This is a genomic window from Shewanella sp. YLB-07, from assembly GCF_009377275.1.
Genome location: NZ_VOQB01000003.1, coordinates 588909 through 605414 on the forward strand (window position 1 = coordinate 588909; position 16506 = coordinate 605414).

The 16506-nt window shown below is 45.2% G+C and carries 15 protein-coding genes and 9 tRNA genes; 7 read left to right on the forward strand and 17 right to left on the reverse strand.

The genetic code is table 11. From position 1 onward, the window contains the following. Positions 1-347: 347 nt before the first annotated feature. Genes prmC through hemA form a run of 3 tightly spaced genes read right to left on the reverse strand, consistent with a single transcriptional unit; the run spans position 348 to position 3599 of the window. Complete coding sequence (gene prmC, locus FS373_RS09410) at positions 348-1190, reverse strand: peptide chain release factor N(5)-glutamine methyltransferase (protein ID WP_144045307.1); 843 nt, start codon at positions 1188-1190, stop codon at positions 348-350. Between the two features lie 59 nt (positions 1191-1249). Then, positions 1250-2335, reverse strand: coding sequence for a peptide chain release factor 1 (prfA, locus tag FS373_RS09415; protein WP_152829302.1), 1086 nt, complete (start codon positions 2333-2335; stop codon positions 1250-1252). A gap of 13 nt (positions 2336-2348) precedes the next feature. Continuing rightward, positions 2349-3599, reverse strand: a complete 1251-nt coding sequence (gene hemA, locus FS373_RS09420) for a glutamyl-tRNA reductase (protein WP_144045306.1) — start codon at positions 3597-3599, stop codon at positions 2349-2351. Between the two features lie 269 nt (positions 3600-3868). Here hemA and lolB point away from each other — a divergent pair, with 269 nt between their 5' ends. The 3 genes from lolB to FS373_RS09435 all read left to right on the forward strand — a co-directional run bounded on the left by lolB (position 3869) and on the right by FS373_RS09435 (position 6419). Next, the gene (gene lolB, locus FS373_RS09425; protein WP_144045305.1) at positions 3869-4540 is read left to right on the forward strand and encodes a lipoprotein insertase outer membrane protein LolB; all 672 of its coding nucleotides are present in this window, start codon (positions 3869-3871) and stop codon (positions 4538-4540) included. After that, positions 4541-5398, forward strand: a complete 858-nt coding sequence (ispE, locus tag FS373_RS09430; protein WP_144045304.1) for a 4-(cytidine 5'-diphospho)-2-C-methyl-D-erythritol kinase — start codon at positions 4541-4543, stop codon at positions 5396-5398. 73 nt (positions 5399-5471) lie between these two features. Then, complete coding sequence (locus FS373_RS09435) at positions 5472-6419, forward strand: ribose-phosphate pyrophosphokinase (protein WP_144045303.1); 948 nt, start codon at positions 5472-5474, stop codon at positions 6417-6419. 60 nt (positions 6420-6479) lie between these two features. On the opposite strand, the gene FS373_RS09440 is transcribed toward FS373_RS09435, so the two are convergent. The 14 genes from FS373_RS09440 to FS373_RS09505 all read right to left on the reverse strand — a co-directional run bounded on the left by FS373_RS09440 (position 6480) and on the right by FS373_RS09505 (position 12781). Next, the gene (locus FS373_RS09440) at positions 6480-6884 is read right to left on the reverse strand and encodes a hypothetical protein (RefSeq protein WP_152829304.1); all 405 of its coding nucleotides are present in this window, start codon (positions 6882-6884) and stop codon (positions 6480-6482) included. Positions 6885-6887: 3 nt separating this feature from the next. Continuing rightward, entirely contained in the window at positions 6888-7340 is a 453-nt protein-coding gene (locus FS373_RS09445; protein ID WP_227992635.1) for a hypothetical protein, read from the reverse strand. Positions 7341-7745: 405 nt separating this feature from the next. Then, positions 7746-7830, reverse strand: a tRNA-Leu gene (locus FS373_RS09450). Between the two features lie 255 nt (positions 7831-8085). After that, positions 8086-8170 (reverse strand) — tRNA-Leu (locus FS373_RS09455). A gap of 116 nt (positions 8171-8286) precedes the next feature. Beyond that, a tRNA-Gln gene (locus tag FS373_RS09460) sits at positions 8287-8361 on the reverse strand. Between the two features lie 73 nt (positions 8362-8434). Next, positions 8435-8519 (reverse strand) — tRNA-Leu (locus FS373_RS09465). Positions 8520-8628: 109 nt separating this feature from the next. After that, positions 8629-8705: transfer RNA gene (locus FS373_RS09470), tRNA-Met, on the reverse strand. Between the two features lie 35 nt (positions 8706-8740). Next, a tRNA-Gln gene (locus FS373_RS09475) sits at positions 8741-8815 on the reverse strand. A gap of 32 nt (positions 8816-8847) precedes the next feature. Next, positions 8848-8922: transfer RNA gene (locus FS373_RS09480), tRNA-Gln, on the reverse strand. A gap of 47 nt (positions 8923-8969) precedes the next feature. Beyond that, positions 8970-9054: transfer RNA gene (locus FS373_RS09485), tRNA-Leu, on the reverse strand. 138 nt (positions 9055-9192) lie between these two features. Continuing rightward, positions 9193-9269, reverse strand: a tRNA-Met gene (locus FS373_RS09490). A 307-nt stretch (positions 9270-9576) separates the two neighbouring features. Next, positions 9577-10668, reverse strand: coding sequence for a redox-regulated ATPase YchF (ychF, locus tag FS373_RS09495; protein WP_144045301.1), 1092 nt, complete (start codon positions 10666-10668; stop codon positions 9577-9579). A gap of 130 nt (positions 10669-10798) precedes the next feature. Beyond that, positions 10799-11383, reverse strand: a complete 585-nt coding sequence (pth, locus tag FS373_RS09500; RefSeq protein ID WP_144045300.1) for an aminoacyl-tRNA hydrolase — start codon at positions 11381-11383, stop codon at positions 10799-10801. A gap of 204 nt (positions 11384-11587) precedes the next feature. Next, positions 11588-12781 carry an FAD-dependent oxidoreductase gene (locus tag FS373_RS09505; protein WP_322619476.1) on the reverse strand — a complete coding sequence of 398 codons (1194 nt, stop codon included), beginning with the start codon at positions 12779-12781 and terminating at the stop codon, positions 11588-11590. Positions 12782-12997: 216 nt separating this feature from the next. Here FS373_RS09505 and FS373_RS09510 point away from each other — a divergent pair, with 216 nt between their 5' ends. The 4 genes from FS373_RS09510 (at position 12998) to ybeY (ending at position 16505) form a co-directional block, all read left to right on the forward strand. Further along, positions 12998-13336, forward strand: a complete 339-nt coding sequence (locus FS373_RS09510) for a hypothetical protein (RefSeq protein ID WP_185976968.1) — start codon at positions 12998-13000, stop codon at positions 13334-13336. Between the two features lie 89 nt (positions 13337-13425). Next, complete coding sequence (gene miaB / locus FS373_RS09515; protein ID WP_152829306.1) at positions 13426-14850, forward strand: tRNA (N6-isopentenyl adenosine(37)-C2)-methylthiotransferase MiaB; 1425 nt, start codon at positions 13426-13428, stop codon at positions 14848-14850. Positions 14851-14995: 145 nt separating this feature from the next. Further along, positions 14996-16039, forward strand: a complete 1044-nt coding sequence (locus FS373_RS09520; RefSeq protein WP_152829307.1) for a PhoH family protein — start codon at positions 14996-14998, stop codon at positions 16037-16039. Next, entirely contained in the window at positions 16029-16505 is a 477-nt protein-coding gene (gene ybeY, locus FS373_RS09525) for an rRNA maturation RNase YbeY (protein ID WP_144045296.1), read from the forward strand. Before FS373_RS09520 ends, ybeY begins: the two co-directional genes overlap by 11 nt. Position 16506 lies beyond the last annotated feature (1 nt).

The following is a 16506-nucleotide window of genomic DNA, read 5'->3' on the forward strand; positions in this document are numbered from 1 at the left end:
ATATTAATAATATCCTATAGTATAAAACCCAACACTTAACCGATCATTATTTTATATATTAAATAAACATTCTACTTAATTTACTTATAATAATTAATTATGGGTTATGCTGATAGCCAAGATATTAGTATTTATTCGCTATGCTGTTTTCATTGAACATATGGCTTGTTGGACTCAGCCCACCAGAAAAATATTTTTATATTGTTGTTCTACAAACAAAAATGCCATCAGTATATGGATACCAATGGCATTAAAATTCAGCTTATTCAGAACACGCTCAAGGCTGTAAACTCAGCCTATGAGAAGGAACTGATGTTCAGCGGTGCTCTTTATCTAAAGGGGCTAAGCTAACGAGGGAATCGGCCTAAGGTACACCTGTCATTACTACCAAAATCTCGAACGGTAGCGACGTTCTCGTAGCCGAGCTCTATCATCTTTTTCCTGAGTGGAATGGCTTGCTGATAACCATGTTCCAGCAAAAGATAGCCGCCTGGGGCTAAATAGTCTCGAGCACTCGAGGCAATATGATAAAGATCGGCAAAGCCCGCCTCACCCGCAGTCAGCGCACTCTGAGGCTCAAACCTGACATCACCTTGATCCAGATGCGCATCTGTCTCGTCGATATAAGGCGGATTAGAGACGATGAGATTAAAGTCATAACAGGTTACCGAATCAAACCAGTCACTCTGGATGATCTGAACCTGTTGCAGCTTGAGATGCTCTCTATTCGCTTTTGCCAGTGCCACCGCCTCAATGATCTTATCGACAGCGGTGATCTGCCACTCTTTTTTCTCATAAGCTAGGGAGAGTGCGATAGCACCGGTTCCTGTACCTAAATCCAACACCTGCGCATTTTCTGCCAGTGGAAGATTTAACGCAGTTTCTACAAGAATTTCGGTGTCCGGACGCGGAATAAGTGTCGTAGGATTAACCATGAAAGGCAGAGACCAAAACTCTCTCTCACCAACAATGTGTGCGATGGGAGTACCCAGCACACGACGTTGGACCATCTTGGTGTAATCAACAACCTGATCCGATGTTAGACGTTCATCGGGCCAAGTATATAAGTAACCACGCTGTTTATGAATGATGTGTAGTAACATCACCTCTGCATCAAGCTTAGGTGTATCTGAGACATCAACCAATTGGGGTGAAGCCCAATCTAGGGCTCCAGCTAGAGTCTGGTGCAAGGGATTTCCTTAGTTTGATGCTTAATTCAAGCGCGTTAAGTGGAAGGAGATCTAAAAGATCACCCTTCAGACAAGGCCGCTAACATATCGGCTTGGTTTTCTTGCATCAAGGGAACGACCAACGCATCCAATTCACCTTCCATGATCTCATTGAGACGATAGAGAGTCAGGTTGATTCGATGATCGCTAACGCGTCCCTGGGGGTAGTTATAGGTACGAATACGCTCGGATCGATCGCCACTACCGACTAAGTTACGGCGGGTGCTCTCTTCGACGCTACGACGCTTCTCATCTTCAACCGCTTGAATACGGGCTGTGAGCACGCTCATGGCCTGTGCACGGTTCTTATGTTGTGAACGTTGATCTTGGCATTCAACCACAATACCCGAGGGTATGTGAGTGAGACGGATTGCTGAATCAGTTTTGTTGACGTGTTGTCCACCTGCACCCGAAGCGCGGAACGTATCGACCTTCAAGTCTGCCGGATTTATCTTAATCGCCTCGGCTTCCGGTACTTCGACAAGGACCGCAACAGTACAAGCAGAGGTATGAACACGGCCTTGAGATTCAGTTTCTGGCACGCGCTGGACTCTGTGTCCACCAGACTCAAACTTAAGTCTGCCGTATACACCTTCACCGGAAACTTTAATGATGATCTCTTTAAAGCCGCCATGCTCGCCCTCGTTAGCATTCATTATCTCTGTCTGCCAACGATTAGATTCGAAATATCGACTGTACATACGGTATAGATCACCGGCAAAAATAGCGGCTTCATCGCCACCCGCGCCGGCACGAATTTCAACGAAAGCATTGTTGTCATCGTTAGGATCTTTTGGAAGCAGTAAGATCTGCAGCTCATCTTCAAGCTTCTCGATGATAGACTTAGCTTCTTTCATCTCCTCCTGAGCCATCTCTTTGATCTCAGGATCATTTTCGCTCAACATCTCTTTCGCAGCGTCTAGATCTTCTGTCGCTTGCTGAAAGGCTTTGAATGCGGCAACGACATCTTCAAGCTGCGAATACTCTTTCGAGAGCGCACGAAAGCGCGTCTGATCTGCAATAACGCCAGGATCGCTCAACAGAGCCAATACTTCTTCATTACGCTCAAGCAAGCCTTCAAGCTTGCGGATAACACTATCCTTCATTAAAACATTAACCTTAGTTTTTATCTAATCCGAGCGCAGTTCTGAGCTGGCCAATGCTATTAAGATCGCCTTGACGGCTAGCAGCAGTCAAAGCTTGAGTTGGTGCATGAATCAATTTATTGGTTAACTTATTGGCGAGTTCGAGTAGCAGTTGTTCGCTATCTCCACCTTGGGCTAATTTTTTGATCGCTCGCTCAACTAACTCATCTTTTATCGCCATACTTTGGCTTCGATACTCACGGATACTGTCTACCGACTCTAATGAGCGGATCCACTCCATGAAAAGATGTGACTCTTCTTCTGCAATTATCTCAGCTTGCTCGGCAGCCTCTCTTCTTGAGGCCATATTCTGTTCTATGATGCTTTGCAGGTCATCCACTGTGTAGAGGAAAGCATCGTCAAGGTCGGCTACCTCGGCTTCAATATCACGAGGAACTGCGATATCAACCAATAACATAGGCTGATGACGACGCTGCTTCAGCGCTTTTTCTACCATGCCTTTACCGAGTATCGGTAAAGGACTCGCCGTAGATGATATCACGATATCGGCCTGAGCGAGAAAATCAGGGATCTGCTCGAGTGTGATAGCCGTTGCACCGAACTCCTCACACATGCCTTCGGCACGTGAAAGTGTACGATTTGCCACCACCATAGAGTCGACACCGTTATCTTTTAAGTGCCTGGCAACCAGCTCAATTGTCTCGCCTGCACCGATAAGCAGGACTTTAGTCGCACTCAGTGCAGAGAAGATATGCTTAGCCATGCTAACGGCTGCAAATGCCACAGACACGGCGGCAGCACCGATATCGGTTTCAGTTCTGACTTTCTTGGCTACCGAGAACGTATTTTGAAACATGCGGTCCATAGTGATAGCGACAGTCCCGGCTTCTCTTGCCTTAGCAAAAGATTGCTTTACCTGACCTAAGATTTGCGGCTCGCCAAGGATCAGTGAATCTAACCCCGATGAGACACGCATCAAATGCTGCACCACCGCTTGACCATGGTATTTGTATAGGCACGACTCAACCTCCTCGTGGGAAAGTTGGTGATACTCTTCCAGCCAACGCACGACCTCCGCTTCATCTGCGGTGTTGGTATACAGCTCAGTACGGTTACAGGTTGAAATGATCACAGCTTCACCGGTCTTGGTATGCCTCGCCAGACTCTTCATGGCTTCATGAATTTTATCTGGTGAAAACGCGACCTTTTCACGCAGGTCAACCGTGGCTGTTTTGTGATTAATACCGATTGCTACAAGGCTCATCTGACTCGTTTTGATCTCTTGGCATCTCATTTATTGTCGGACATTCTACTTAATTGAATGAACTAAAAACAGAATATGCTTAACAAAACCGAATAATAATCTCAGTTCTTATCCATTTATTCAATTTAAGCAGCCTGTTTTCCCAGGAAAGAATAATTGTAAGCTTAGTTTGATACCTAAGTGCGACGAGACATGCAGCGAATTTCGTATTTAGGGCTGGTATTCTTAACAAGCCTTCGTATCATAGAGAACCTCACTATCAGCCATAGATGAATAATTTGAGCTATATCACAAAAACACCTCTCTTATTGGTGCTCCTGAGCCTAAGTTTGCTATCGGCATGTACCACGACTCCAACTAACTTGGTCCCGATACAAGTCGATAAAGTATCTCAAGCCAACGCTTGGGAGATGCGAGGCAAACTTGCCGTCAAAACACCCGAGGATAGTTTCAGCACTAATTTATACTGGCTTCACACACAGACAAAAAATGAATTCAAACTCACCACTATGCTTGGCACTACTCTTCTGTCCTTAACCACTGAGCATGGCATGGCACGCTTAGAGGTTGATGGAAAAACATATGAACACCATGATGCGCAACAGCTGTTAACCAATGTCACAGGTTGGTCTATCCCAGTCGACGCCTTACCTCTATGGATAACGGGCCAAGTATCGTCGGATGATGAAGTCAGCTCATTTGATGAAAAGAATAGGCCAGTAAGCTTATTTACGCCATTAGAGACGCCTCCATGGCAGGTAGAGTTTCTCAAGTGGCAACATCAGAGTGGTGCTCAGATACCTAGGTTATTGCAATTAAAGAGAGTCGATCTGCGGCTCAAAATACAAGTGACCCAATGGCAAGCACTCGCTAATAATGATCTTGTCCCCTCGACGAACCAGATTAACAAGAGTACGAAAATTGATGCGAGCACACGCTAGATGACAGACACGAATTTATCATTAGGTTGGCCAGCCCCGGCAAAACTCAACCTCTTTTTACACATCAATAATCAACGTGATGATGGCTACCATGAATTACAGACTCTGTTTCAATTTGTCGATTATTGTGACTATTTAGACTTTAGAGTCACCCAATCATCAGATTTAACGTTACACTCGAACATGAATAACGCTGTCGCAGATTGTGATAACTTAATTCTCTTAGCCGCAAAATCATTGCAAAAATTTTGTAATTGCCAAAAAGGTGCAGAAATTTGGCTGGATAAACGCTTGCCTATGGGGGGAGGAATAGGTGGAGGTTCGTCCGATGCAGCCACCACTTTAGTGGCATTAAATGCACTCTGGGACACTCAGTTATCTAAGGATCAACTGATGGTGCTAGGCTTAGAGCTTGGTGCCGATGTGCCTGTTTTTATTAATGGTTTATCTGCATTTGCCGAAGGTGTCGGCGAAAAACTCATCCCCTTTGCACCGAAAGAGCATTGGTACTTGATCCTTATACCCGATGTACATGTTTCCACTGCAGCTGTGTTCCAAAATCCACAACTTACCCGCGACACTCCTAAGTTAGACATAGACTCCTTGATGAGTGCCCCATGGAAAAATGATTGCCAAGATTTCGTCGTTAAACGCTACCCTCAAGTTGCCAACACCTTGGGCTGGCTGATAGAATATGCGCCGTCTAGAATGACTGGAACCGGAGCGTGTATTTTCGGTCAATTCGAACTGCAGCATCAAGCCTTAGAGGTCCTGGCTAAATTGCCGAAGGACATGCGAGGCTTTGTCGCTAAAGGGACAAATATATCGCCCCTAGAGTCGCATTTAACTCGACTATAGAGGCTAAAGCTCTGGAGTAGACCTAATCTTACTCCAGCCACTAAAAATGAAGCATACGCCTGAGGTTCATACAGTGCCTGACATTAAACTTTTTGCTGGTAACGCAACACCTGCTCTCGCTAAGAAGATAGCCGATCGTCTATTCTGCAAACTCGGAAACGCAGCAGTAGGCGTGTTCAGCGACGGGGAAATCAGTGTCCAGATAAACGAAAATGTACGTGGGGCGGATGTCTTTATCATTCAATCTACATGTGCACCGACCAACGATAACTTGATGGAACTTATCGTGATGGTCGACGCATTACGTCGTGCATCGGCCGGACGTATTACCGCAGTGATCCCTTACTTCGGTTACGCTCGTCAAGACCGTCGCGTACGCAGCGCTCGAGTCCCTATTACAGCCAAAGTTGTCGCAGACTTCCTATCGAGCGTAGGTGTTGACCGCGTGTTAACTTGTGACCTGCATGCTGAGCAGATCCAGGGTTTCTTCGATGTTCCTGTCGATAACGTATTTGGTAGCCCTGTGTTGCTAGAAGATATGCTATCAAAGAATCTTGATAACCCAGTCGTTGTTTCTCCGGATATCGGTGGTGTTGTTCGCGCCCGCGCAGTAGCTAAACTACTGGATGACTCTGATCTCGCCATTATCGATAAGCGTCGTCCACAGGCTAACGTTGCTCAGGTAATGCACATCATAGGTGACGTTCAAGGTCGTGACTGTATCATCGTCGATGATATGATCGATACCGGCGGCACTCTATGCAAGGCTGCCGAAGCCCTGAAAGAGCATGGCGCTAACCGTGTATTTGCTTACGCGACTCATCCAGTATTTTCGGGTAATGCGGCTAAGAATATCGCCGAGTCTGTTATCGATGAAGTTATCGTTACCGACACCATTCCCCTAGAAAAAGATATTGAGGCACTTGAAAAAGTGACTCAATTGTCTATGTCTGCGGTTTTGGCCGAAGCTATCCGTCGTGTTAGCAACGAAGAGTCTATCTCTGCGATGTTTAAACACTAGTCAATATTTGACTGTAAATGATTAAAGGTACTCGATGAGTGCCTTTTTTGTGCCTAGCAATTAGAGATATATCTGCTTCAAGGCATCCTCTCGGAATGCTTTAGTCACAGCAAGCGCTATGTGCCTGCGCATACCTACTAACCAGGCGTCGACTTTATCTTGATCTATACTGCATTTTCTTTTGCACTCTGGACGAGCCACCGAAAGCTCAACTATGGATACCCCACCGTTTTCAACAAGCAGCTCAACTTCGATGCGATAGGACTTATATTCTAAATGAGCATAACGTCTCCCTTCCTCTACACGATACGTCCAATGATTACGACTAACGGCAGACTCAAGCAAGCCATCGATATCTTCGACATAAGGACTGAATGGTACAGGGTTCGCGTAAAACTTAAGCTCATATGCTTGGGATGAGAGGCTAAATAATAAAATGAGAATGATCGATATTTTAACCTTCATCGCTTACCCCTTAGCCAATTCACGTTTAATGCTATTTCGCAGGTTTTTTATATAGTTATAATAACCACGGCTGTTCTTATAGCAGATATCATCTAGGTTATTTTCACAAATGTAATCACCCAATGCAGCATGATATTTAAGCTGCACAAGCTTGTCATCATATTCGATACGCATCACATTGGTGTCACCTCTATAATCGAAGCGCGCTAAAATATAGCCATCTCCCTCGCCCTCAAAGACCCAGGCAATGCCTTTAGTATTTAGCATGCCTTCAATAATCGCAAAGCGGGTGAATTTGATGTTTTTAGATGCTGGAATTTCTTTATGAACCGCTCGAATATAGCGCTCATATGATTTAGGTTTTACCTTCGAGTCGATAACTAGCTCGCTTGGTGCAGCATATAAAAAACCAGACATCCCTATTAAGCAGAGAAAAGCTATAAATGTCCCTTTCAAAATAATCTCCTTTTCAGTTTAAATAGGATGATGCCATAAAAGAGTCGTTTTTACATCTGACTAACAAGGGAGGCTATCAAAAGGAAAGAGGTAAGCAATAGAATATAGGCGCGTTCATGACAGGGAGCCTCTATTTGTATCAAGCCTTTAGGTTCATAAGCCCTATTTGAGGTTCTAACAAGTTAAAGCCCTCTATCATACCCATGATGCCAGAAACTAAATCTGACGAGCCTACAGTCTCTAAAAGAACAAATCCTTTAAACCAGTCATCTCTTAAACAGACCTTTACAGCGGAGTGCTCCCGCACAGCATCAAGTTTACATCCTGATAAAATTGCAGAGATTGACCTGTAAATTCCAGACACAAAAAAGCCCGTCGTAAGACAGGCTTTACTGTTTCAATAAATGGTACGGGAAGAGAGACTTGAACTCTCACACCTTACGGCACCAGAACCTAAATCTGGCGTGTCTACCAATTCCACCACACCCGCACTGACTTCAATTTTACATCTTGAATAGATGACAGGCTAAGAGATAAATCTGGCGTGTCTAATATCAACACCACCACTCCCGCACTGACTTCAATTTTACATCTTGAATAGATGACAGGCTAAGAGATAAATCTGGCGTGTCTAATATCAACACCACCACTCCCGCACTGCATAAGTTTTACATCTGAATAGGATGAGATACATTAAATGTATCTGAGACATAAAATCAGTTTAACCCAACCTTTATGTTTAAAATGGTACGGGAAGAGAGACTTGAACTCTCACACCTTACGGCACCAGAACCTAAATCTGGCGTGTCTACCAATTCCACCACTCCCGCACTGCATCAAGTTTACATCTTGATTAAGATGTCTTGGAATTAAATCCCGCTTCTATATAAATATAGCACGAGTCAAATTCACGCTCTAGTTTTTCATCTTGAGTAGATGTTAAAAGTGGCTGGGGTACCAGGATTCGAACCTGGGGATGCCGAGATCAAAACCCGGTGCCTTACCGCTTGGCGATACCCCAACAAATTTCTTACTAAGCTACAGACTCTATTTACTACTTTCGCAGCTAAAATAGCCTTTAACCTTTTTAATAATGGTACGGGAAGAGAGACTTGAACTCTCACACCTTGCGGCACCAGAACCTAAATCTGGCGTGTCTACCAATTCCACCACACCCGCACTGATTTCCAATTTTACATCTTGAATAGATGGTAGTGAACAATGAGACTTGAACCTAAGCACTAGACCTCACTTAACACTGCACTCGATTTTACATCCTGAGAGAAGATGGTAGCAATAGCGGGACTTGAACCTGCGACCCCAGCATTATGAATGCTGTGCTCTAACCAGCTGAGCTATATTGCCACATAAACCAATCGATACGTTATCACGTATAAAAATGGCTGGGGTACCAGGATTCGAACCTGGGGATGCCGAGATCAAAACCCGGTGCCTTACCGCTTGGCGATACCCCAATAATCTTTTAGATTACTGAAACGTGAGAAAATGGCTGGGGTACCAGGATTCGAACCTGGGAATGCCGAGATCAAAACCCGGTGCCTTACCGCTTGGCGATACCCCAATCAAAACACGTTTCGAAAAATAGGAAAACCTATTATTCAATATAAATGGTACGGGAAGAGAGACTTGAACTCTCACACCTTGCGGCACCAGAACCTAAATCTGGCGTGTCTACCAATTCCACCACACCCGCACATATCTCTAGTTTTACATCTAGGGGAAAGATGACTCGGTTTAACATCCTGAGAAAAGATGCTAGTGAATAATGAGACTTGAACCTAAGCACTAGACCTCACTTAACACTGCACTCGGTTTAACATCCTGAGAAAGATGGTAGCAATAGCGGGACTTGAACCTGCGACCCCAGCATTATGAATGCTGTGCTCTAACCAGCTGAGCTATATTGCCACTGTACACCTGTTCCTCTTGGTGAGGAACGGGGCGTATTATGCTTATTCAGCGTATTGAGGTCAACCGCTTTTTTCGCTAATTGAAACTAAATCTACCGTTCGGCTATTACTTCACCAAACTGAGCAGCAGATGCACAAATATAGCCGCTTAAACGCCATAGAGATAGAGAGCTGACGCGAAAGAGCCCTCCCATAAAAGCAAAAAGGCTCAATGAATACCATTGAGCCTTTATTACATCACCAACTTATAGCCATGAAATTAAGCTTCACGTCCTAATATGAGTATGAGCATAAGGGTCAAACCCTTATACGTTAAAGAGGAAATGCATCACATCTCCATCTTTCACTATATAAGATTTGCCTTCTACTTTTAGCTTACCAGCTTCTTTAGCGCCGGCCTCACCTTTATAGGTAATGAAGTCGTCATAAGCCATAACTTGAGCACGAATGAAGCCACGTTCAAAATCTGTGTGGATCACGCCGGCAGCTTGTGGGGCTGTCGCACCTATGGCAACAGTCCAGGCACGAACCTCTTTAACACCTGCAGTGAAGTATGTTTGCAGTGTCAGTAGATCGTAACCGGCACGAATTACACGGTCTAAACCAGGCTCTTCCAAACCAAGATCTGCCATGAACTCGTCGCGATCTTCAGGGTCCATCTCTCCAAGCTCTGATTCAATCGAGGCGCATACTGCCACGACAACAGCATTCTCTTTCGCTGCTATTTCACGAACTGTATCCAGATGCGGATTGTTTTCGAAACCATCATCGGCCACGTTAGCGATATACATGGTAGGCTTTAGCGTCAAGAAGTTCAGATAAGCAACAGCGGCTTTCTCTTCGACCGACAAATCTAAAGAACGTAACATAGTGCCTTCGTTCAAAGGAGCAAGCATCTTCTCCAGCACAGAGACTTCAAATTTAGCCTCTTGATCGCCACCTTTAGCACGCTTTGCCTGACGATGAATAGCACGCTCACATGAATCCAGATCCGCCAAAGCCAGTTCAGTGTTGATCACTTCGATATCTTCGGCTGGTGAGATCTTATTAGCGACATGCACAATGTTCTCATCTTCGAAACAACGCACAACGTGACCGATGGCATCTGTTTCACGGATATTAGCCAGAAACTTATTACCCAGTCCTTCACCTTTAGATGCACCTGCAACCAGACCTGCAATGTCGACAAACTCCATCGTTGTCGGTATTACACGTTCAGGGTTAACTATCTGTGCTAAGGCATCGAGACGAGAGTCGGGTACAGGCACGACACCAGTATTGGGTTCGATCGTACAAAACGGAAAATTCGACGCTTCGATGCCAGCTTTAGTTAACGCATTAAATAACGTTGATTTACCTACGTTTGGCAGGCCTACGATGCCACATTTAAAACCCATATCTTTACCTTTAATATCAATAGTAAACTAACAGTAATACTGCCAGTTAAGTTCTTAAGAAGTCACCAAGTGTCACTTCATCAAATTTTGTTATAAACCAATGCGGTTTAAGACTTAAACAAATACACCTCTAAGCTTTAAAGGTGTGCAACCTGTTCATGGCTTTTGCCATGTCTTCAGTAAACAATAACTCGGTTGAGCGTACAGCCTCATCGAGCACAGTTTCAATCTGAGTCTGCTCAGCTGCCGAAGCCTTGCCCAGTACATAATTACTGACTTGGTTTCTATCACCAGGATGACCTATGCCGATTCGTAATCGATAGAAACCTTTATCATTCCCCATGCTGGCAATGATATCTTTTAAACCGTTATGACCACCGTGCCCACCACCCAGTTTGAACTTGGCCACTCCAGGTGGCATATCGAGTTCATCATGAGCGACTAAGATCTCATCGGCTTGGATACGAAAGAAATTCGCCATCGCACCAACTGACTTACCACTGAGATTCATAAACGTACTCGGGATCAGTAAACGAACATCTTTACCATGCAGGTTCACTCTAGCGGTTAAGCCATAATACTTGCTATCGGCGATCAGAGTTGCACCGCATATTCTGGCGAGCTCTTGTACATACCAAGCCCCAGCGTTATGTCGGGTCTGCGCATATTTTTCACCAGGATTAGCGAGTCCTACAATCAGTTTTATGTTACTCATTTAGCCCATTCTTTAATACGAGGCGCACACCCGCCGTACAATGATGCCGGCTAAACGTCACGCGCAAAATAAAAACGCGGCATTTTAACACTCAATCCACGGCGCAACAAATTATAAGCAAAATTGGTTTGATCGAGAAACTCGTAGATGCGCCATACGGATCCTAAGGCCCGAGTTTAAATAGCGCTAATATCCGTAATTGGGTTAGAGTCCCATGGCATATTTGAGCACTTGTTTCTTAATCGGCGAGTCGATATTCGCAAACTTAAGCGCAGCATTTCGCAGTACTTTTAGTGGTAGTAAATCATTGCTAAATCCGGCATAAAACAGATCCATTGCCGACATCATCAGTTGATTATCTCGGTAACGACGAGTTTGGTATTCACTCAATGCAGCATTGCTCCACCAAGCCTCTTGCTGACTCAGTTTATTCGAAATCACCGAGATCAATGCATCGACATCTTTAAAGCCAATATTGACCCCTTGTCCAGCTAGGGGATTAATGGTGTGAGCCGCATCACCTAAAATTACCAGATTATCGGAAAAGTAAGATTGAGCATGGCGTCGGGTCAACTTAAAACTGCCTTTATTCAAGACTTCAAACTGCCTGTCCAATCGCTCAGGAAAATGCATCTTAATCTGCTGAGCCAGAGCTGTGTTACTCAATTTCGATAGCTGAGCGATTCGACTGGCATCATCATACCAGACCAGAGAAGCATTATTTCCCGGGAGTGGTAACAGAGATCTGGGACCTTTGGGGGTAAACTGTTGCCAGGTCACATCTTGTTGCTCTATGGCCGTCTCGATATTAATCAACATGGCCGACTGGGCATAATCCCAACCCGTTAAGCCGATCCCGGCCCAAGTTCTAACCTGAGAGTTGGCCCCATCGGCACCGACTAATAACTTGGCATCGAGTCGCTGACCATCGTCTAAGGTCACACAAACCCCGTTCTCGGAGCGACTAAAGCTATCAAGACTTCTGGGGCAAAGTAACTCGAGGTTATCGAGAGACTCGAACTCTTGCCACAAGGCCAACTGGATCAAACGGTTCTCGACAATATGCCCGAGATGAGACACACCTATGGCATTGGCATGAAAACGAGTGATACATCCCTCTAGCTCCCAGGTTTCCAGACCTAAATATGGCGCTCGTCGCATCTGAGTCAAACTCTCGAGCGCACCTAGACGCTCCAGCAAGGTCTCAGTAGCTAAGCTAATTGCAGAGACTCTTAAATCTATGGCCTGCTCACTGCAGTATGCCTCGGGTCTGAACGCCTCAATCACGGTAACACTCAAGCCTAGTTGCGCTAAACCTATGGCCGTTGCGGCACCGATCATGCCTCCCCCCAAGATAACCACATCTCTTTTAGTAATTTCAGTTTGCGATTGACTCACCAAGACTCCTACACATCAAATAACCATTCCCTAATCACTCATTCTAATTTACAGGCATTAGATAGCCCAACAATCATTTCAAAATTCTCAGATGAGTATGCAAATGTTTCTATAGCCGAACTACTCACACCTGCTTACAATCCGTACAATTATCACACAAATTCCTGCCTTACACTCAGTCTTGCAAATCAAACCAATGGAATGAGTGAGAATACTATGAAATTTATCACAGCCTTTATATTAGTCATGAGCAGCCTGTTACCTACCACAGCTTTGGCAGCGCCATCGAATCCGGCGATGAGATCCTCCGCCATGGAAGTCATTACTGTAACCTATCGCTCGCCTATAGATTATGCCCTATATCAATATACGACGGAACTCTTGGCCTATTTCAGACTACAGATACAGGCAGACATTTATACTCAGGCTCGGGCAGGTTCAATGCAAATGGCTCAGTCAATACACAGACAACTTCAGGCAGACAAGTCCGCCAGGAAAGCACCAAATACACTCAATACTTGGCAAGGTAACACTTACAGTCCGCAGTATTTTTGAATAAAAATGCCCAAAAGCTAGCCAGTGACTTGTTCAAGAGGTAAAATGTCGCGCTGTTTTTCCCGTGGTTCCAAGAGTGACATAAACTGATGAGCAAGAAACTCCATATCAAAACCTGGGGCTGTCAGATGAATGAGTATGACTCATCCAAGATGGCCGACCTGATGGACGAATATAAGGGCTACACCCTGACAGATGACGCTGCAGAAGCCGATGTGTTGTTACTGAACACCTGCTCTATTCGTGAAAAGGCTCAGGAAAAAGTGTTCCATCAACTTGGACGCTGGAAGAAGTTAAAAGATAAAAATCCGAACCTAATAATAGGTGTCGGTGGCTGCGTTGCCTCTCAGGAAGGCAAGATGATCAAAGAGCGTGCTCAATGCGTCGACATCATCTTTGGCCCGCAAACCTTGCATCGTTTGCCTGAGATGGTCGATCAGGTCAAGCAAGGCGGCAAGGCTGTTATCGATATCAGCTTCCCTGAAATCGAGAAGTTCGATCGACTGCCAGAGCCTAGAGCCGATGGTCCGACGGCTTTCGTTTCGATAATGGAAGGCTGTAGTAAATATTGCTCTTTCTGCGTGGTACCATACACACGTGGCGAAGAGGTGAGCCGTCCCGTGGATGACGTCATCCTGGAAGTCGCTCAGCTTGCCGAGCAAGGTGTTCGTGAAGTCAATTTACTGGGCCAGAATGTGAATGCATTTCGCGGCGCGACCCATGATGATGATATCTGTACCTTTGCCGAGCTACTGCGTTATATCGCCGCTATCGACGGTATCGACAGGGTTAGATTTACCACCAGCCATCCAATCGAATTCTCTCAAGACATCATAGATGTCTATGAAGATACCCCCGAACTGGTTAGCTTCCTGCACCTGCCGGTACAATCGGGTTCAGATCATATTCTGACTCAGATGAAACGTGGTCATATGGCTATCGAATATAGGTCGATCATTCGTCGTCTGCGTAAGGCGCGTCCTGATATTCAGATCAGCTCAGACTTCATCATTGGCTTCCCGGGGGAATCTAAGCAAGATTTCGCCGACACCATGAAGTTGATTGAAGATGTCGCTTTCGATCATAGTTTTAGCTTTATCTATAGTGCACGCCCCGGCACTCCCGCAGCTGATCTACCAGACGATGTAACTCTGGCAGAGAAGAAAGAGCGCTTGGCCATCTTGCAAGAGCGTATCACTCAGCAGGCGATGCGTTACAGCCGTCAAATGTTGGGCACAGTTCAGCGCATTCTGGTCGAAGGCCCTTCGGTCAAGAACCCAATGGAGCTTAGAGGACGCACTGAAACCAGTCGTGTGGTTAACTTCGAGGCCAATCCTAAACACATAGGCAGCTTCGTCGATGTCGAAATTGTGGATGTCTACGCCAACTCACTGCGTGGCACCTTTATTCGCGGTGAAGACGAGATGGATCTACGTCGCTCATTAAGACCTTCCGATATTGTTTTGAAACATAAGAAAGACGATGAATTAGGTGTGACACAGTACATACCTTAAACATAACAAGATAAAGTATTAAGGCGGCTTCATTGCCGCCTTTTTTATTTGCTTAACAGGTATCAAATACCATTAGCATTTCTTGTTCTGTGCTCGTAAAATGAAACTATAGTGACACCCTAATTATTGTCAATTGGAGCCATTCTTGTCTAACAAGTTAACCACGCTTAATCTCTATCTTGAGCCATCCGAGATCCACAGATTGGCATCACTATGTGGGCCATTCGATGACAATATTAAGCAACTAGAACGCCGGATCGGCGTTGAAATAACCTATAGAAACAACCACTTCCAGATTGTTGGTCAAGCGAGGAACTGTTTAACCAGCAGCAATCTGCTGAGGGCTCTCTATGTCGAGACTCAGCCCATAAGAGGCAACACACAGGATCTTGAACCCGATACTGTGCATCTGGCAATACAGGAAGCTGTCGCTCTGGAGGCCGAAGTACCTCGGGATGATAAAGAGTTCTATATCAAAACAAAGCGTGGCGTGATTAAACCCCGCAATCCGAATCAGAGTGACTATGTCGCTAACATAATGCGCCACGATATCACCTTCGGCGTCGGTCCAGCCGGTACAGGTAAAACCTATCTGGCGGTTGCTGCAGCTGTGGATGCCCTGGAACGTCAAGAAGTTCGCCGAATTCTACTTACCCGCCCCGCAGTCGAGGCGGGTGAAAAGTTAGGTTTCTTACCCGGAGATCTGAGCCAGAAGGTCGATCCTTACTTGCGACCTCTCTATGATGCCCTTTTCGAAATGATGGGATTCGAGAAGGTCGAACGCCTGATAGAAAAAAACATCATCGAAGTCGCTCCACTCGCCTACATGCGTGGTCGAACCCTGAATGATGCTTTCATCATCTTAGATGAGAGTCAAAATACCACCTTAGAGCAGATGAAAATGTTCTTAACCCGTATCGGATTCAACTCACGAGCGGTGATCACAGGCGACATCACTCAAATCGATCTGCCCAAGAATCAGAAATCGGGTCTGCGCCACGCTATCGAGGTTCTCAGTAAGGTTGAGGAAATTAGTTTCAACTTCTTCCAGTCTAAAGATGTGGTTCGTCATCCAGTAGTCGCGCGAATAGTCGAAGCTTACGAAGAGCATGAACAGAAAGCTCAACAAGCTAAGGAAAAACGTGACAATCAATATAAGCTTCAGGAAAAGACGTTAAATGAATCTTAAGCATAAACATCTCGAGTTAGATCTCGATCTGCAAGTCGCCATAGAGAATGAGTCTCTGCCATCTCAAACAGATTTTGAACTTTGGGTTCGCATTGCACTCAGAGATACCATGACTCAAGCCGAATTAACCATTAGAATAGTCGACGAAGCTGAGAGTCAAACGCTCAATAGCAGTTATAGAGGAAAAGATAAGCCGACCAATGTGCTCTCTTTTCCTTTCGAGGCGCCGCCTGAGATTGATATCCCTCTCTTAGGCGATCTCATTATCTGTGCCCCGGTGGTTGAATGCGAGGCTAAACAGCAAAACAAAAGCTTACAAGCCCACTGGGCCCACATGGTTGTACATGGTTGTCTGCATCTGCTAGGGTATGATCATATCCAAGATGCTGAAGCTGAAGAAATGGAGTCACTAGAGACTCAACTTATTGAAAAATTAGGTTTTAATAATCCATATAAGGAGCAGTAAT